At 72.3% G+C, this 18396-nt stretch carries 13 protein-coding genes; 6 read left to right on the forward strand and 7 right to left on the reverse strand.

Features of this window, described 5'->3' with window-relative positions; all coding sequences use genetic code 11:
* The first annotated feature begins 60 nt into the window (after positions 1–60).
* On the forward strand, positions 61–2130 hold the full coding sequence (gene fusA, locus ACZ6ZI_RS12905) for an elongation factor G (protein ID WP_469519371.1): 2070 nt from the start codon (positions 61–63) through the stop codon (positions 2128–2130).
* Positions 2131–2244: 114 nt separating this feature from the next.
* Here fusA and ACZ6ZI_RS12910 read toward each other — a convergent pair whose 3' ends face one another.
* A complete protein-coding gene (locus ACZ6ZI_RS12910) occupies positions 2245–4269 on the reverse strand; it encodes a CASTOR/POLLUX-related putative ion channel (protein ID WP_469519374.1) in 2025 nt (674 codons plus the stop codon).
* Between the two features lie 191 nt (positions 4270–4460).
* Here ACZ6ZI_RS12910 and ACZ6ZI_RS12915 point away from each other — a divergent pair, with 191 nt between their 5' ends.
* Entirely contained in the window at positions 4461–4826 is a 366-nt protein-coding gene (locus ACZ6ZI_RS12915; protein ID WP_363053008.1) for a zinc ribbon domain-containing protein YjdM, read from the forward strand.
* Between the two features lie 64 nt (positions 4827–4890).
* Here the strand turns inward: ACZ6ZI_RS12915 and ACZ6ZI_RS12920 are convergent, their stop codons facing one another.
* Both ACZ6ZI_RS12920 and ACZ6ZI_RS12925 read right to left on the reverse strand, forming a co-directional pair.
* Entirely contained in the window at positions 4891–6714 is a 1824-nt protein-coding gene (locus tag ACZ6ZI_RS12920) for a TerD family protein (RefSeq protein ID WP_469519377.1), read from the reverse strand.
* A 311-nt stretch (positions 6715–7025) separates the two neighbouring features.
* Positions 7026–8141: a magnesium and cobalt transport protein CorA gene (locus ACZ6ZI_RS12925; RefSeq protein WP_469519379.1), complete on the reverse strand. Its 1116-nt coding sequence runs from the start codon at positions 8139–8141 to the stop codon at positions 7026–7028.
* 67 nt (positions 8142–8208) lie between these two features.
* Between ACZ6ZI_RS12925 and ACZ6ZI_RS12930 the strand changes: the two genes are divergently transcribed.
* The gene (locus tag ACZ6ZI_RS12930) at positions 8209–9336 is read left to right on the forward strand and encodes a winged helix DNA-binding domain-containing protein (protein ID WP_469519382.1); all 1128 of its coding nucleotides are present in this window, start codon (positions 8209–8211) and stop codon (positions 9334–9336) included.
* A gap of 105 nt (positions 9337–9441) precedes the next feature.
* Complete coding sequence (locus ACZ6ZI_RS12935) at positions 9442–10992, forward strand: AMP-binding protein (RefSeq protein ID WP_469519386.1); 1551 nt, start codon at positions 9442–9444, stop codon at positions 10990–10992.
* Between the two features lie 75 nt (positions 10993–11067).
* Here the strand turns inward: ACZ6ZI_RS12935 and ACZ6ZI_RS12940 are convergent, their stop codons facing one another.
* Together ACZ6ZI_RS12940 and ACZ6ZI_RS12945 are read right to left on the reverse strand one after the other, a co-directional pair.
* On the reverse strand, positions 11068–11556 hold the full coding sequence (locus ACZ6ZI_RS12940) for a glutathione peroxidase (RefSeq protein WP_469519388.1): 489 nt from the start codon (positions 11554–11556) through the stop codon (positions 11068–11070).
* A gap of 41 nt (positions 11557–11597) precedes the next feature.
* Positions 11598–12515, reverse strand: coding sequence for a hypothetical protein (locus ACZ6ZI_RS12945; RefSeq protein ID WP_469519389.1), 918 nt, complete (start codon positions 12513–12515; stop codon positions 11598–11600).
* Between the two features lie 269 nt (positions 12516–12784).
* Between ACZ6ZI_RS12945 and gcl the strand changes: the two genes are divergently transcribed.
* Positions 12785–14566: a glyoxylate carboligase gene (gcl, locus tag ACZ6ZI_RS12950; RefSeq protein ID WP_363063210.1), complete on the forward strand. Its 1782-nt coding sequence runs from the start codon at positions 12785–12787 to the stop codon at positions 14564–14566.
* Positions 14567–14731: 165 nt separating this feature from the next.
* Here the strand turns inward: gcl and ACZ6ZI_RS12955 are convergent, their stop codons facing one another.
* Positions 14732–15127, reverse strand: a complete 396-nt coding sequence (locus ACZ6ZI_RS12955; RefSeq protein WP_469519394.1) for a cupin domain-containing protein — start codon at positions 15125–15127, stop codon at positions 14732–14734.
* Between the two features lie 52 nt (positions 15128–15179).
* Between ACZ6ZI_RS12955 and ACZ6ZI_RS12960 the strand changes: the two genes are divergently transcribed.
* Complete coding sequence (locus tag ACZ6ZI_RS12960; RefSeq protein WP_469519396.1) at positions 15180–16166, forward strand: GlxA family transcriptional regulator; 987 nt, start codon at positions 15180–15182, stop codon at positions 16164–16166.
* Between the two features lie 566 nt (positions 16167–16732).
* Here the strand turns inward: ACZ6ZI_RS12960 and ACZ6ZI_RS12965 are convergent.
* The gene (locus tag ACZ6ZI_RS12965) at positions 16733–18190 is read right to left on the reverse strand and encodes a catalase (RefSeq protein WP_363063228.1); all 1458 of its coding nucleotides are present in this window, start codon (positions 18188–18190) and stop codon (positions 16733–16735) included.
* Between the last annotated feature and the right edge of the window lie 206 nt (positions 18191–18396).

Genomic DNA, 18396 nt, shown 5'->3' on the forward strand with positions numbered 1-18396 from the left:
CCGCACCGTGACCGGGACCATCGCGCCGCCAACGCCCCGTCATTCGAAAGGCCCCCGGCCATGCGCGCCACCCCGATCCACGACACCCTCCGCGCCGTCCGCAACATCGGCATCCTCGCCCACGTCGACGCCGGCAAGACCACCGTCACCGAGCGGATCCTCTTCGCCACCGGCGCCGTCCACAAGCGCGGCGAGGTCCAGGACGGCACGACCGTCACCGACTTCGACGCGCAGGAACGCGACCGCGGCATCACGATCTTCGCCGCCGCCGTCAGCTGCACCTGGGACGGTCACCGCGTCAACCTCATCGACACCCCCGGCCACGTCGACTTCGCCGACGAGGTCGCACGCTCCCTGCGGGTGCTCGACGGGGCGGTCGCCGTCTTCGACGCCGTCGCCGGCGTCGAACCGCAGAGCGAGTCCGTCTGGCGGCAGGCCGACCGGTACGGCGTCCCGCGCATCGCGTTCGTCAACAAGCTGGACCGGGCCGGCGCCGACCTGGACGGAGCCGTCGCGTCCCTGCGCGAACGGCTCGGCGCGGTCCCGCTGGTGGTCCAGCTGCCGATCGGCCGCGAGGACGGCTTCACCGGAGTCGTCGACCTCCTGCGCATGCGCGCCGTGCTGTGGCCCGCCGACGGCGGGCAACGGCAGGACGCGCCGGTCCCCGAGGACCTGCGCGAGGAGGCGGCCCGGCGCCGCCGCCTGCTGGAGGAGACCGTGGCCGAACTGCACCCGGACGCCCTGGAGGAGTTCTGCGCCACCTCGACCGTGACCGAGGCCACCCTGGTGCGGGCCCTGCGCGAGCTGACCCTCGCCGGGGACGGACTGGTCGTGCTGTGCGGCTCGGCGTACCGCAACCGCGGCGTCGAACCGCTGCTGGACGCCGTACGCGACTACCTGCCCGCACCCGCCGACATGCCGCCCGTACGCGGCACGTCGGCGGACGGGAACACCGAGACGCGGCGCGAGCCGGACCCGGCGGCGCCGTTCACCGCGCTCGCCTTCAAGGTGACGGCCACCCCGACCGGGCGGCTGACCTACCTGCGCGTCTACGCCGGAACCCTGCGCAAGGGCGACTCCGTCCTGGACGCGGGCGGCGGCCGGACCGAACGGATCGGCCGGATCCTGCGCGTCCAGGCCGACCGGCACGAGGAGAGGGAGGAGGCGACGGCCGGTGACATCGTCGCCGTGATCGGGCTGAAGACGGCCCGCGCCGGGACGACCCTGTGCGCCCCCGGGGCGCCGCTGGTCCTCGAACCGCCCTCCGTGGCCGAACCGGTGGTGTCCGTCGCCGTCGAGGCGGCGCGCGGCACCGAGACCGGCCGGCTCGCGACCGCGCTGGCCCGCCTCACCGAGGAGGACCCCTCCCTGGTGGTGCGTTCCGACGAGGAAACGGGCCAGACCGTGCTGTCGGGGATGGGCGAACTGCACCTGGAGGTGGCGGTGGAGAAGATCCGACGCGGGCACGGGGTGGAGGTCGTCGTGGGCCGGCCGCAGGTCTCCTACCGGGAGACCGTCGTGGCCGGGGTCACCGGCTTCGTCCACCGGCACGTCAAACAGGACGGCGGATCGGGCCAGTTCGCGCACGTCGTCCTCGACGTCGAGCCACTGGAGGGGCCCGGCTTCGAGTTCCGCTCGACGGTCACCGGCGGACGCGTCCCGCAGGAGTACGCGCGGGCCGTGGAGGCCGGCTGCCGCGACGCCCTCGCCGAGGGACCCCTCGGCGGGCATCCGGTGACGGGCCTGCGGGTGGTCCTCACGGACGGGGCGACCCACTCCAAGGACTCCTCGGAGCCGGCGTTCCGGGCGGCCGGCCGGTTCGCGCTGCGCGACGCCCTGCGCGCGAGCACCCTGGAGCTCCTGGAGCCGGTGGCCGAGGTCACCGTGACCGTCCCCGAGGACGGCGTCGGGGGAGTGCTCGGCGACCTCGCGGCCCGCCGCGCCCGGATCTCGGGATCCACCACCGAGGGCGGGACGGCGCTGCTCACGGCGACGGTGCCGCTGGCCGAGCTGTTCGGCTACGCGTCCCGCCTGCGCGGCCGCACCCAGGGCCGCGGCACGTTCACGGCCCGCCCGAACGGCCTCGCCCCGGTCCCGCCGGCGACGGCGGCCACCCTCCTGGGCGGCTGACCGACCGGGCCCTCCGGCCCACCCCGCCCCGCCCGGGTGGGCCGGAGGCTTCCGGGGCCCCGGGGGCCCGGGATCCCCCGGCCCACCGGCCCACCGGCCCCCGTCTCCGCCCGGTCAGCTCTCGGCGAGCACGATGATCCGGTCCGCGTCGGTGAAGCGGATCCGCTGCCGCTTGTCGGGGTTGACGTGCACCCCGTGCGCCGGCGCCGTCCCCGACCCGGCGGCCGAGCGGTAGCCGACCGCGCACTCGCGCCGCCGCCCGGCCGACGCGACCACGGTCGCGAAGCTGACCTCCCGCCCGGTCCGGACGTAGTCCGCGGCCGGCCTGAGGTACAGCTCGTGGCCCTCCGCGTCGAACAACTCCGCGAAGACGGCCGCGAGATGGCGGTTCTCCGAGATCTGGGTCATCAACAGGCTGATCAGCCGCCCGCTCACGATGAAGTCGGCGCCCTCACGGGCCGGAGCGAGCAGCCGGTTGCCGTCGTCGGACAGTTCGGTCGTCAGCGCGAGGCGACGGTTCGCGGCCCGCTGCACGGCCCGCAGGTGCAGGAGCGTCACCAGCGTCCGGTCGTCGGCGAGCGCCTCCGGGTCGACCGCCCGCCAGGCGGGGACCACGGCCGTGGGGGAAGGCAGGGCGAGGGGGAGGGCGGGGAGCGTCGCCGGATCCGTCTCGCCCATCACGATCACGGCGTCGTACGCCGGCACGTCCAGCTTCGCCAGCACCCGCGCGTCGGTGACGTCCGCGTAGAGGAAGGCCACTTCGAGGTGGCGGCGCATCACGGCGAGGGCGACCGGCCCGCCGGCGTCGACCCCGTCCCCGGCGAGCGCCACCACGTCGAGGGTGGTTCCGGGGCCGACGTACCGGTCGAGCTGGTCCACGACCAGCGGGGCGCGACGGTTCCAGCCGAGCAGCAGCAGCCGCTGGGCCGGCGGGGTCCGGGGGCCGGCCGTCACGATCGCGTCCGCCTCCACGCAGCCGGACACGTCCTGCGGCACGGCCGTGTCGTCGTCCCGCGAGACGACGACGATCCGGTCGCCCGCCCCGATCTCCGCGCCGGGGTCCGGATTGAGCGCGACGGAGCCGTCGGCGCGCAGCAGCCCGACCACCGAGGACGTGGCGAACGCCAACAGGGCCTCGCCGAAGGCGCGCCCGCCCAGGGCGCCGGCGGGGACCGTGTAGAACTCGTCGCCGTCGAAGTCCAGCAACTCCTGGTAGACGAGGGACAGGCCGGGCTGCCTCGCGGTCTGGACGAGGAGCCGCGCGGTGATCTCGTCGACGCACAGCACGTGTCCCGCCGGCCCGGCGGCCAGCGAGGCCGTTCCGTGGTGGCGGGGTTCGCGGACCGCGGCCACCACCACCGCGTCGCCGTCCTCCCCGAGGGCGACGGCGTCGACGACGGCGGCGTCGAGCGCGAGCAGCGTCTTCACGACCTGCGCGTCGCCCGCGTCCCCGCCGGGCGGCAGGACGAGCACGGCCTTCGCCGTGCCCGGGCTCACCCGGCGCAGCGCGGCCGGGTCGGTGGTGCTCCCGTTGCGGCAGATGATCCGGGTCCGGCCGCGGTCGGGAAGCCGGGTGGCGATCTCCTCCTCCATCTCCACCTTGTCCTTCGGGGCGAGCACGGCGACGGCCGACCGGCGCTGGTTGGCGTTGGCCTCGACCAGCTCCCCGAGCACAGGGAAGACCTGGTCCGACCAGCCGAGGACCACGGTGTGCCCGGCCTCGACCACGGTGGAGTGCCCCAGGCGCAACGACATGAGGCGTCGGTCGATGCCGGTGGTGATCAGACTGACGAGCGTCGACACGAACAGCAGCGCGATCAGGGCGAGCACCACCGAGGCCAGCACGTGGACGGGGGAACCGGTCGCCCCGCCGATCTTCAACGTCTGCCCGATGCTGGCCCACATGGCGAGGAGCCGCCCGGAGAGGGTGGCCGGGGCCGGCCGGTCGGACCAGACGAAGACGGCGCTCACCGGGACGACGGCGATCAGGCAGGCCAGGGCGAACCAGCCGATGAGCAGCCGCGTGCCGCCGGCGACGAGACGGTCGAACCGGTAGCGGTACCGGAGCCGCAGCCGCAGGGCCCTGGTGTACTGCTGAGACTCCTGCGAGTCCTGCGACTGCTGCGACTGCTGCGCCACGCGAGCTCCCGGGACGTGAACGACACGACGCGCCCGCGGGGGCGCCCCGACGCGGTCCGCTCCCGACCGGGGTCGCTCCCGATCGGGCGCGCGTCCACCCTAGGCAGGTGCGGCCGGCGGGCTGGCCGGAGTGCCTCCGGCTCACCCGGAGGTATGAAACGCGCAGGTCGCGCGCCGCGCATACTGGAGCCGTGACCGAGAATTCGCTGCCCCCCTGCCCCGTGTGTTCGAGCGCCTACACGTACGAGATGGGCGCGCTGCTGGTGTGCCCCGAGTGCGCTCACGAATGGCAGCCCGAGGCCCCGTCGGCCTCCGGCTCCGGGGAGGCGCCGGGGGCCAGGGTCGTCAAGGACTCCGTCGGCAACGTGCTCGCCGACGGGGACACCGTGACGGTCGTCAAGGGCCTCAAGGTCAAGGGCAGCCCGTCGGGCATCAAGGCCGGTACGAAGGTCCGCAACATCCGCCTCGTCGACGGCGTCGACGGCCACGACATCGACTGCCGCATCGACGGATTCGGAGCGATGCAGCTGAAGTCGAGCGTGGTCCGCAAGGTCTGACCCGCGCACGGGCGGCGCCCCCGCGCACCGGCGGCGCCCGCCCCGGGGCAGGGCGCCGCCGGTGTCACGCGACCTCGATGCCGTATCCCCGTACGAGCTCCTCCAGGCCGTGGTCGTAGCCCTGCCCGACCGCACGGAAGCGCCACTGCGCGCCCCGACGGTAGACCTCGGCGAGGAGCAGCGTCCGCTCGCTGGTGGCGGCGTCGAGGGCGGCCTGCGCCAGGGCCGACGCGTCACTGCCCGGTGCGACCGTGATCTGGAGGGCCCCGATGTCGCCGAAGGTTGCGGCCCCGTCGATCGCCGCCGCGACCGCGACGCGGTGGACGGCGGGCGGCAGGGCGGCGAGGTCCAGCGTGACGGTCTGCTCCGTGGGGCCGTCGCACAGGAGCCGGGTGGTTCCGTCGGGGCTCTCCGGGGCGCCGTAGAAGACGAAGTCCCCGTCTCCGGACACCTGTTCGTCCTCGTCGAGGACGAAGGCGACCACGTCGATCTCGCAGTCCGTCTGCCGCGCCCAGGAAGCGCTCAGGTGCCAGCGGCCGTCGACGGGCAGGGCCGGCAGATCGACGACCCCGCCGCGGGGGAGGACCTCGGTGGACGCGCCGGCGTGGCTCGGGACGTCGGCGTCGGCGTCGGCGTCGGCCCGTACGGGCGCCGGCGCCCCGAGCCACGCGGGATCGTGGACCGGCAGCCCCATGGACGTGATGCGGGCCATGCGGCGGTCCTGCTCGCCGCCGGGCAGGAGCACGATGTCGGTGACGCTCGCCGACAGGTTGATCGCGGCGGCACCGCCCATCTCCACGACCCGGGTCCGGCAGTCGGCGGCCTCCTGGTGCGAACCGCCCAGCACCAGGACGCGCCGCCGCCCGAACGGCCTGGCGACGAACGCGGCCGCGGTGGTCGCGGTGGTCGGGGCGGTCGGGGCGGTCGGGGCGGGGGCCGGGGAGGAGGTCCGTGCCGGCTGCTTCTGATGGGGCGTTCCGGGACGCACGTCCTCCAGCAGCTTCACGAACGCCGGCTCGTCGAGGACGGGAACCCCTTCGGCGACGGCCCGGCGCGCCTTCGCCGAGCCCGAGGCGGCGTCGTTGGTGACGAGGACACCGGTGTGGCGGCTGACCGAACCCACCACGTTCAGGCCGGCGGCGACCGCGCGGGCGACCAACTCGGCCCGGGCCAGGTCGGTCTCGCCCGTCAGCGCGACCTTCATCCCCTGGACCAGCGGGCCGCCCGCCTCCGGACGGCCCGGGTTGCGGTAGGCGCACGGGGTCTTCGGCGGCTTCGGCGCGAACTTCGGGTCCTGCCGGGGCGGGCAGGGCACGAGCGGCAACGGCAGGTCCAGCCGTACGGCCTCCGACAGCGACGCGCGGAAGATCCCCGCGAGGACACGGGTGTCGTCGAGCGCGTCGTGGGCCCTGCTCTGCGGTACGCCGTAGTGCGCGGCCAGCGACGCCAGGCTGAGGTCCGCGGTCGGCGGCTCCACGCGCCGGTTCAGCGCCAGGGTGCACAGGCGCCGCGCGACGGGTAGGTGGAGCCGGGCGCGCGCGAACTCGTGCGCGAGGAAGTCGTAGTCGAACTGCGCGTTGTGGGCCACCAGGACCCGGTCCCGCAACAGCGCGCCGACGCGCCCCGCGACCTCCTCGAACGGGGGAGCGTCGCGCAACCGCTCCGCCGTCAGCCCGTGCACGTGCACGGGACCCGGATCGCAACCCGGGTTCACGAGGGTGCTGAACTCCCCGTCCGGCGCACCGTCCGGCCCGAACGTCAGCACCGCGATAGACAGTATTCGGTCGCGCCGCGCGACCAACCCGGACGTCTCGACGTCCACCAGCGCCCAGTGGTGCGCGTAGTCGGGCAGGTGCGAGGCGTCGAACGCGGCGATATCGGAAAGCATGACGCAAAGGATCACCGGCAAGCCGCGACCGGTACAACCCGAATGGCCATTTGTCCCATTTCCCCGGGAGGGATCCTCTTGTAGGCCCCACACCACCCCACCCCGGCGGGATCAGCGACAGAGCCCCAGCACGAACCCGTCGAAGTCCGGGAATTCGACGCTCGCCCGCTCGATGACGGCGGCCGCCGACCGCCGGCCCGGCGAGAACCCTTCGGCGACGACCGTGAGGCCCCGATGGGGACGCGAGGTCCGGTCGGTCGCGTACGCGAGGTTCGCTTACGTTAAGTCGATCAAGCTCGTTTGGTGGATCGCTACAGCCAGTCGCGCTTCTTGAAGATGACGTACAGGCTTGTGCAGACGACCGCCATCAGCAGGATGGCGAAGGGGTAGCCGGCGGCCCAGTGGAGTTCGGGCATGACCTCGAAGTTCATGCCGTAGATGGTTCCGACCAGGGTGGGGGCGAAGAGGATGGCCGCCCAGGAGGAGATCTTCTTGATCTCCTCGTTCTGTTCGAAGCCGGCTTCCGCCAGGGCGCGCATCTCGGCGTTCTGTTGTTGCGAGACCAGGGTGGCGTTGACCGTGAGGATTTCCGTCAGGGCCTGGCGGAAGCCGTCCACGCGTTCGCTGGTGTGGGTGACGTGGTCGGCCACGTCGCGGAGGTAGCGCTGGAGTTCCTCGTCCGTGCCGTACTTGGCGAAGCCCGCCATCAGGGCGTGCAGCATGCCGACCAGGGGGCGGGTGGCGCGTTGGAACTCGACCATCTCGCGGGAGAGTTCGTAGATGCGGCGGGAGACCTCCGGGTCGCCGCGGAAGACTTCCGTCTCGATCTCGTCCATGTCGTTCTGGACGCCCGCCACGACCGGGGCGTAGCCGTCGACCACCGCGTCGAGGATCGCGTAGAGGGCGGCCTCGGGGCCCAGGGAGAGGAGCTCCGGGGTTTCCTCCATGCGGCGGCGGACCGCCGAGAGGTCGGGGGCGGCGCCGTGGCGGACGGTGATGAGGAAGTCCGGGCCGACGAAGACGTGGAGCTCGCCGAACTCGACCTCCTCCGGGGCGTCGAGGTAGCGGGCCGCGCGCAGGACGACGAAGAGGGTGTCGCCGTAGCGTTCCAGCTTGGGGCGCTGGTGGGCCTCCAGGGCGTCCTCGATGGCCAGCGGGTGGAGGTTGAACTCCGCTTCCAGCGAGTGCAGTTCGGCCTGCGTCGGGCGATGGAGGCCGATCCAGGCCATGCCGTCGGGCCGTTCGCGCAGTTGCCGGAACGTGTCGGCCAGGGTGGCGGGGGAGGCCGCGCGGCGGCCGTCGCGGTAGACGGCCGAGTCGACGACGCTGCGGTGGTCCGGAGGCAGCGGGGAGGGGGAGGGGGTGGGGGTGGTGGAGGGCGGGCGGTGGCGGTCGGGTCGGGCGGGTCGGTTCGGGCGCTCCGGCATCGCAGGTCGGCTTTCCGGTCGGGGATCGCGGACAGAACCTGACCGCGACGCGGGATAGCTTTCCGGTATGGCCTCCACGACGCATCCCGTACTCGACACCCGCGCTCTGAACCGTGCCACGCTCGCCCGCCAGCTGCTGCTGAGCCGCGCCGAGAGGTCCGCCGAGGACGCCGTGGCGCACCTGCTCGGACTCCAGGCGCAGAACGTCAAGCCCCCGTACTTCCAGCTCCACGCCCGCCTCGCCGGGTTCCGGCCGGCCGAGCTGGCCGCGCTCATGGAGTCGCGCCGAGTGGTCCGGATGGTGACCATGCGCTCCACCATCCACACCCACACGGCCGAGGACGCCCTCACCCTGCGCCCCCTCGTCCAGCCCGCCCGCGACCGGGAGGTCAACGCCTTCCGCAAGGGCCTCGTCGGCGTCGACCTCGACGCGCTCGCCGCCCGCGCCCGCGCCTTCGTCGAGGAGGAGCCGCGCACCATGGGGGAGATCCGCGAGGAACTGCTGCGGACGTGGCCCGACGCCGACCCGCAGTCGCTGTCCGTCGCCGCCCGCTGCCTGTTGCCCCTCGTCCAGGTGACCCCGCGCGGGGTGTGGGGCCGCAGCGGCGCCGTGCGGCTCACCACCGTCGAGCGGTGGCTGGACCGGCCCGCCGGGCAGGCGCTGCGCATCGACGACGCCGTGCTGCGCTACCTCGGCTCCTTCGGGCCCGCCTCCGTCAAGGACATGCAGACCTGGGCCGGCCTCACCCGGCTGCGCGAGGCCTTCGAGCGGCTGCGCCCGCGCCTGCTCGTCTTCCGCGACGAGAGCGGCGTCGAGCTGTTCGACCTCCCCGACGCGCCCCGGCCCGACGCCGACACCCCGGCGCCCCCGCGCTTCCTGCCCGAGTTCGACAACCTGCTCCTCTCCCACGCCGACCGCTCCCGCGTCGTGACGCCCGAGGCCAAGGGCCGTACCTGGACGGGGAACCAGGCCCATCCGACGCTGCTGGTGGACGGGTTCCTCGCCGGGCTGTGGCGGTTGGACCCCGCGGGCGGCGCCGCCGCCGGCACGGCCGACGGTCCGGGGTTGACCGTAGAGCTGTTCGGCGCGCACTCCAGCGCGGCTCGCGAGGAGGTCGTGGCCGAGGGGGAGAGGCTCCTCGTCGAGATGGGCGGCGGCCCGGGCGCCGTGCGTTTCGGGCCGATCCGCGGCTGAGCCGGCCGGAGGGGACCGCATCGGCACCGGGTGCGGGGACCCGTTTGTGCCAGACTCCGCACCAGCTGACGTACTTGTCTGGACACTGGACACAGGAGCGTGCACATGCGGATTCCGATGACCGTCGCGGACTTCCTCGACCGGGCGGAGCTGGGGTTCTCCTCCAGTCCCGGTGTGATCGACGAACCCGATCAGCCCGGCCGGCCCGTCGCGGAGTCGACGTACGGACGCCTGGGTGAGCGGGTGCGCGCCTGGCAGGCGGGGTTCGACGCGTTGGGCATCGGCGAGGGCGAGCGCGTGGCGGTCGCGAGCCACAACTCCGCCCGTCTGCTGGAGCTGTTGTTCGCCGTCCCGATGAGCGGCCGGATCTGCGTACCGATCAACTTCCGTCTGAGGCCGGAGGAGATCGCCTACGTCATGGAGCAGAGCGGCGCCTCCGTGCTGCTGGTCGATCCCGAGCTGGACGCCGCCACCTCCGCCGTTCCCGCCCGCCACCGCTTCGTCCTCGGCGAGGAGACCGACACCGGGCTGATGCGGTTCGGCGTCGAACCGCGTCCCTGGTCGAAGCCGGACGAGGACGCGACCGCCACCATCAACTACACCTCGGGGACCACCGCCCGCCCCAAGGGCGTCCAGCTGACGCACCGCAACATCTGGGTCAACGGGCTCACGTTCGGGCTGCACACCCGCGTCTGGGAGCGCGACGTGTACATGCACACCCTCCCGATGTTCCACTGCAACGGCTGGGGCATGCCCTACGTGATGGCCGGACTCGGGGTCAAGCAGGTGGTGCTCCGCAAGGTCGACGGCGCGGAGATCCTGCGCCGGGTCGACGAACACGGCGTCACGCTGATGTGCGGCGCGCCCGCCGTGTGGAACGCCGTGCTCGACGCGGCGGCAGGCTGGGAGGGCGAGATCCCGGGCCGCGACCGCGTACGCATCGTCTGCGCGGGCGCCCCGCCGCCGAGCCGCATGATCGAGCGGGTGGGCGAGGAGCTGGGCTGGGAGTTCACCCAGATCTACGGCCTGACCGAGACCTCGCCGCTGCTCACCTTCAACCGGACCCGACCCGAGGACGCCGCCCTGCCCGCCGCCGAGCGGGCGCGCAAGCTCGCGCGCGCGGGGCTGCCGGCGCTCGGCGTGAAGCTGGAGGTGTCGGGGACCGGTGAGGTCCTGGCCCGGTCCAACGTCGTGTTGGAGGGGTACTGGGAGAAGCCGCAGGAGACGGCGGACGCGCTGGAGGACGGCTGGTTCCACACGGGCGACGGAGGGGAGATCGACGGGGCCGACGGGCACCTCACGATCTCCGACAGGAAGAAGGACGTGATCATCACCGGCGGCGAGAACGTGTCGTCGATCGAGGTCGAGGACGCGATCTTCAGCCATCCGGCGGTCGCGGAGGTTGCCGTCATCGGCGTGCCGCACGAGAAGTGGGGCGAGACGATCAAGGCCCTGGTGGTCCTGGCCGAGGGGACCGAGGCGGGGGAGGTGGGCGAGGCCGACATCATCGCCCACTGCAAGAAGCGGATGGCCGGGTACAAGGCGCCGACGAGCGTCGAGTTCCGGGAGGCCATCCCGCGCACGGCCACCGGCAAGATCCAGAAGTTCAAGCTCCGCCGACCCTACTGGGAGGGCCTGGACCGCCAGGTCAACTGAGATCCGGGGCCCCGCCCGGCCCCGCCCGCCCCGGAGGGGGCAGGGCAGGGCCGGACGGGGTCGACCGCGCGGCGACTAGGCCGGCAGCTGCGCCTCGATCGCGGCGATCACCTCGGGGGCCTCGGGCTCGGTGCGCGGGCGGAAGCGCGCCACGACCTCACCGGCGGGGGAGATCAGGAACTTCTCGAAGTTCCACTGGATGTCCCCGGCCTCGCCCTCGGCGTCCGCGGTCTTCACCAGCTCTGTGTACAGCGGGTGCCGGTTCTCGCCGTTCACCTCGGTCTTCTCCAGCATCGGGAAGGTCACGCCGAAGCCCGCCGCGCAGAAGGTCTGGATGTCCTCCGCGGTGCCCGGCTCCTGCCCGCCGAACTGGTTGCAGGGCACGCCGATGACGGTGAAGCCCTTCGCCTCGTACGCGAACTGCAGACGGGCCAGCCCCGAGTACTGGGGGGTGAGCCCGCACTGCGAGGCGGTGTTCACCAGCAGGATGGCCTTGCCCTTGTGGGCCGCGAGGCTGGTGGGCTCGTCGTCCAGGGTGGTCAGCGGGATGTCGTACAGGCTCATCGGGCTCTCCTCGGCGGAATCTCGGTCTTCGACCTCCGAGCCTAGGCCCCCGTCCCGACCAGGATGTCCGCCGGGTCGTTGACCGGCTGGGGCATGCCCGTGAGGTCCATGACGAACAGCGGTATCCCCAGCTCGTCCGCGCGGACGCGGGCCTCCTCCGTATATCCCGCCAGGGAGAAGTAGACGCTGGTCGCCGAGGCCGTCAGACCGTTCAGCCAGACGCACTCCACCGCCCGCAGCCCGGCGGGCGCCGTCGTCGGGTCCACCTGGGCCACCATGCCCGGGGCCCGCAGGTCCACCGCCGCCGAGGGGATCGGCAGCCCGTCGGGTTGCCGTACGTCGCGGAACCCCAGCCAGCGCAGGTACAGCGCGGCCGTCACCACCGCGTCCCGGGCGGTACGGATGGTCACGGGCCGGAACGCCGGCCGCGGCACCGCACCCCGACTCCCCGCCGACCCGGACCCGGACCCGGACTCGGGACCAGGGCCGGTCCCCGGGGCGTACGGGGAGCGCGGACCGGAGTCGGCGCCGGAGTGCGGGTCGGGCGCCCCTGGAGCGGTGCCCGTCGCGCCCGCGCGCGCGTCGCGCCGCGCCGGCCCCCGTACGTCGTCGCCCGCCGCGCCCGCGCCCGGCGCGGACCCGGTGGCCCCGGCGGATCCCGCGGGGCCGGGCGGTCGCGGGGACTCGGCGGCCTGCGGCGGGCGTACGGGGATGAGGACCACCGTCCCGCACGCCCCGCAGCCCACCTCGGGGTGCGGCCACTCGCTCTCCCGCCCGCAGGCCCCGCACCGCACCGCCACCCAGCTCTCCGACCAGGTGCGATGCGTCAGGGGCAGGGGTTCCGCGGCGAGGTCCAGCGGTGGCGCGACCGGACTCCCGCAGGCGCAGGGGAAGACCGGGGCGGTGTAGCCGTTCTCGCGCAGGCATCCCGGGCAGCGCACCGGTACCGCTTCCGCCATGAGACCTGGACCCCCTCCGTCGCTGTGCGTACGTACATGCTCCACCACCGGCGACCGCCGGCGCGGGCGAGGGCGCGGATTCGCGCCGATCCGCCCCCGGACGGCCGGCCATTTGTGCAACTCACCGAACGGGATGCGGCTTTTGGTGGGTTCCGGGGTGCCGCACCGCCTTGACGAGCGGGAAGACGCCGCTTAGCTTGTTCCGTATAGCAGAACAAAAATTCCGGATGACGGAAAAAGTCTGACCGCCAGACCCGCAGGAGAACCTGATGCCTCGTATGACAGCCGCCGCAGCTGCAGTTGAGATCCTCAAGCTTGAGGGTGTCGAACAAGCGTTCGGCGTGCCCGGCGCTGCGATCAACCCGTTCTACCGCGAGCTCAAGAACGTGGGCGGCATCAACCACACGCTCGCCCGCCACGTCGAGGGCGCCTCGCACATGGCCGAGGGGTACACCCGTGCCAAGGCGGGCAACATCGGCGTCTGCATCGGCACCTCGGGTCCCGCCGGCACCGACATGATCACCGGCCTGTACTCGGCCATCGCGGACTCGATCCCGATCCTGTGCATCACCGGTCAGGCTCCGGTCTCGAAGCTCCACAAGGAGGACTTCCAGGCCGTCGACATCGCCGCGATCGCCAAGCCGGTCACCAAGGCCGCGACGACCGTCCTGGAGGCCGCGCAGGTCCCCGGCGTCTTCCAGCAGGCCTTCCACCTGATGCGCTCCGGCCGTCCGGGCCCGGTCCTCATCGACCTCCCGATCGACGTCCAGCTGACCGAGATCGAGTTCGACCCCGCGACCTACCAGCCGCTGCCGGTCTACAAGCCGCAGGCCAGCCGTGCCCAGGCCGAGAAGGCCCTGAGCTTCCTGCTGGAGTCCGAGCGCCCGCTGATCGTCGCCGGCGGCGGCATCATCAACGCCGACGCCTCCGACCTGCTGGTCGAATTCGCCGAGCTGACCAACATCCCGGTCATCTCCACCCTCATGGGCTGGGGCGTCATCCCGGACGACCACGAGCTGGCCGCCGGCATGGTCGGTGTCCAGACCTCGCACCGCTACGGCAACGCGACCTTCCTGGAGTCCGACGTCGTCCTCGGCATCGGCAACCGCTGGGCCAACCGTCACACCGGTTACAACCTGGACGCGTACCTGGGCGACCGCAAGTTCGTCCACGTCGACATCGAGCCCACCCAGATCGGCAAGATCTTCGCCCCCGACTTCGGCATCGCCTCCGACGCCAAGGTCGCGCTGGAGCTCTTCATCGAGGTCGCCAAGGAGCTCAAGGCCGAGGGCAAGCTGCCCGACTTCGGTGCCTGGGCCGCCTCCGCCCAGGAGCGCAAGGCCACCCTGCTGCGCCGTACGCACTTCGACAACATCCCCATGAAGCCGCAGCGCGTCTACGAGGAGATGAACAAGGCCTTCGGCCCGGAGACCCGCTACGTCACCACCATCGGCCTCTCCCAGATCGCCGGCGCGCAGATGCTGCACGTCTACAAGCCGCGCCACTGGATCAACTGCGGCCAGGCCGGCCCGCTCGGCTGGACCATCCCGGCCGCCATCGGTGCCGCCACCGCGGACCCGGAGACCCCGATCGTCGCGCTCTCTGGCGACTACGACTTCCAGTTCATGATCGAGGAGCTGGCGGTCGCCGCCCAGCACAAGGTCCCCTACGTCCACGTCCTCGTGAACAACGCCTACCTGGGTCTGATCCGTCAGGCGCAGGGCGGCCTCGGCATCAACTTCGAGGTCAACCTCGAGTTCGAGAACATCAACACCCCCGAGCTCGGCGCCTACGGCGTCGACCACGTCAAGGTCGCCGAGGGCCTGGGTGTCAAGGCGATCCGCGTCACCGACCCGAACGAGCTGGGCGCCGCCTTCGAGCAGGCCAAGAAGCTGGCCCAGGAGTTCCAGGTCCCGGTCGTCGTCGAGGCGATCCTGGAGCGCATCACCAACATCTCGATGAGCAAGACCGTCGACATGAGCGACGTCACCGAGTTCGAGGAGCTCGCGACCGAGCCGGGCCACGCGCCCACCGCGATCAAGGCCTTCTGAGGTCCCTGAGCCTTCTGAGCCTTCTGAGGCCCCTGTAGGTCCCTGAAGGTTCCTGAGGCCTCCGGGCCTCGCGGGCAGCACACGCCGCGGCCCCCGTTCCCCCTCTGTACAGAGGGGAGAACGGGGGCCGTCGTGCGTCGTGCCCGCGGGTCCGGGAGGGCGCGCTCAGGAGCCGAGGACGTGGCCCGTCGTCGCGTCCACGTGGGCCGGGACGGCCTCGTGGCGGTCGCCGACGGTGGAGGTCCCGGTCGGCTCGAACATGAGGATCGAGGCGCCGGACGGCGCGGAGGGCCTGTGCTCGGTGCCCCGGGGGACGGTGAAGACGGCGCCCCGGGGCAGCACGACCGTCCGCTCGCCGTCCGGCTCGCGCAGGGAGATGCGCAGCTCGCCTTCGAGCACGAGGAAGAACTCGTCGGTGTCGTCGTGGGCGTGCCAGACGTGCTCGCCGTGGACCTTGGCGACGCGTACGTCGTAGTCGTTGACGCGCGTGACGATACGGGGGCTCCACAGGGCCTCGAAGGAGGCCAGGGCATCGGCGAGGGCGAGGGGTTCGTGGCTCATGACCCCATCGTTCCCGCCGGCGCGCGGCCTCCGTGAGTGCTACGAATCGCACATGCCGCAAGAATCCTCGCAACCGTCCTCGCCGCCCCACCGGGTCGTCGTCATCGTGGACGAGAACTCCAACCCCTTCGAGCTCGGCTGCGCGACCGAGGTGTTCGGCCTGCGCCGCCCCGAGATCGGCCGCGACCTCTACACGTTCGGCCTCTGCTCGCCCGAGCCCCGCACGGTGATGCGGGACGGGTTCTTCACGCTGACCGGGGTCGCCGATCTGGAGGCGGCCGACACGGCGGACACCCTGATCGTCCCCAACCGGCCCGACACCGACGTGCCCCGACGCCCGGCCGTCCTGGACGCCGTACGGCGGGCACACGCGCGCGGAGCGCGCCTGATCGGCTTCTGCAGCGGCGCCTTCACGCTGGCCGAGGCGGGGGTCCTCGACGGCCGCCGGGCCACCGCCCACTGGCAGTGGGCGCCGGCCTTCCGGGCCCGCTTCCCCGCCGTCCGGCTCGAACCGGACGTGCTGTTCGTGGACGACGGGGACATCCTGACCGCCGCGGGCAGCGCCGCCGCGCTCGACCTCGGGCTGCACGTCGTGCGCCGCGACCACGGGGCGGAGGTGGCCAACGCGGTGAGTCGCCGGCTGGTGTTCGCCGCGCACCGCGACGGAGGGCAGCGGCAGTTCGTGGAGCGGCCGGTGCCCGAGCAACCGGACGAGTCCCTGGCCCCCGTCCTCGTATGGGCCCAGGAGCGGCTGGACGCGCCGCTGACGGTGTCCGACCTCGCGACGCGGGCCGCGGTCAGTCCGGCGACGTTGCACCGCCGCTTCAGGGCCCAGCTCGGTACGACGCCGTTGGCGTGGCTCACGGGGGAGCGCGTCGCGCTGGCCTGCCGGCTGATCGAACGGGGGGAGTCCGGCTTCGACCTGGTCGCACGGCGCAGCGGGCTCGGTACGGCGGCCAACCTGCGCGCGCTGATGCGGCGAGAGACGGGGCTCAACCCGTTGGCGTACCGCCGCCGCTTCGGACCGGGGACGCCCTGACCCCGTCCGGCCCGCCCCACCCGTCAGGCTCGCCCCACCCCGGCCGCGGCGAGAGGGGTCGGGGCAACGACAAAGCGCCGAGTCACGGGACCGTCCGTGACTCGGCGCTCTGGTTTGTTACCGCCCGACGGAGCGAGGCTGGCGCGACAGGACGTTCGCACCGCCGGGCGGAGTCGAGTCGGCCGCGGGTGGTACCCGGCGGCCGGAGGCCGGCGCAGCCGGCCCGATGCCCGCGCAGCGGTGCGAGGGCGGCGTCCGAAAGGGGACGTTCGCACCGCCGGGCGGAGAGGGTGGGGAGGTTGTCCTCTGTACAAGGGACTCTGTGCGTGGCCCTTGTACAGAGGAGGGGATGGCTGGGACCGTGGCGGGCGGCGACGAGAACTTCGGCATCGTCTCCCTCAGGTCAAGAGACGGGCCTCGGAACCCATTACCACCGCACTGGCTCGCACGCTCGCCACGGTCCTCGTCCTGCCCTCACCGCGTACCACCCCTCATCCGGGTACGTGGATCGGGCTCGGCACCCGGGGTCTGACCTCCCGTCAGACCCCCGGTGCAGCTTGATCGGCTCAGGCGTCGCGCAGGGCGCGGACGGCCTCCTCGACGCGCTTGCCGTAGTCGGCGTCGGCGGCGTGGAAGTGAGCCAGGTTCTTCTCGATGACGTCCTCCAGGGTGACCTGAGACAGGCCGCCGGCGATGTTCGCCACCAGACGCTGCTTCTCGGCCTCCGACATCAGGCGGTAGAGCTCACCGGCCTGGAAGAAGTCGTCGTCCTTGGTGTGGGCCGGGGCCTCGTGGGTGCCCGTGTAGCCGGAGACGGCCTTCGGGGCGCCGAGGGCGAGACCGGTCTCGGCCGGGCCCTGGTACGAGTTGGGCTCGTAGTTCTTGTCGTGGCGCGAGCCGTTGCGCAGCGCCATGACGCCGTCGCGGCCGTAGTTGTCGGCCTTCGTCGCCTTCGGGGCGTTGACCGGCAGCACGGTGTGGTTCACGCCGAGGCGGTAGCGCTGGGCGTCGGCGTAGGCGAACAGGCGGCCCTGGAGCATCTTGTCCGGCGAGGCGGTGATGCCCGGGACGAAGTTGTTCGGGGAGAACGCGGACTGCTCGACCTCGGCGAAGACGTTGTCCGGGTTGCGGTCGAGGACCAGGCGACCCACGCGCTGCAGCGGGTAGTCGGCGTGCGGCCACACCTTGGTGAGGTCGAACGGGTTGAAGCGGTAGTCCGCGGCCTCGGCGGCGGGCATGATCTGGACGTAGAGGGTCCAGCTCGGGTTCACACCGCGCTCGATGGCCTGGAGCAGGTCGGTCTGGTGCGAGTTCGCGTCCTTGCCGACCAGCTCGGCGGCCTGCTCGCCGGAGAGGGAGCGTATGCCCTGGTTCGTCTTGAAGTGGTACTTGACGAAGAAGGCCTCGCCCTGGGCGTTGGTCCACTGGTAGGTGTGGGAGCCGTAGCCGTTCATGTGGCGGTAGGACGCCGGGATGCCGCGGTCACCCATGAGCCAGGTGATCTGGTGCGTCGCCTCGGGGGCGTGCGCCCAGAAGTCCCAGACGTTATCCGGCTCCTGCTTGCCCGTGAAGGGGTCGCGCTTCTGGGAGTGGATGAAGTCGGGGAACTTGATCGGATCCTTGATGAAGAACACCGGGGTGTTGTTGCCGACGAGGTCGTAGTTGCCCTCTTCGGTGTAGAACTTCAGGGCGAAGCCGCGCGGGTCGCGGACGGCGTCCGCGCCACCGAGGGAGTCGGCCACGGTGGAGAACCGCAGGAAGGTCTCGGTCTTCTTGCCGACCGTGTTCAGGAACGCCGCGCTGGTGTACGCGGTGACGTCGTCGGTCACCTCGAAGTAGCCGTAGGCGGCGGAGCCGCGGGCGTGCACCACGCGCTCCGGGATGCGCTCGCGGTTGAAGCGGGCGAGCTTCTCCAGGAGCTGCTGGTCCTGGACCAGGAGCGGGCCACCGACGCCGGCGGTGGCGGAGTTCTGATTGTCGGCGACCGGGGCGCCGGACTCGGTCGTCAGCGTGCGCTTCGACATGGTGACCTTCCGTACGGATAACTGCTGACGGAATGCGTCTTCCGTCATGCGGAACAGCCTAATTTCGGCGTGAACGCGACGTCAACAGTTTGTTGAACAAAGATGGGAGAGAGGAAATCCGGACGGTGCCGGCGCTTGGGCGCGACAGGACAGGTGTCAGCACCGGCACCATCCGGAAACTCAGGCCCCCGTGAGGGGGAGGGGCG

Source organism: Streptomyces sp. NPDC103540, assembly GCF_055584445.1.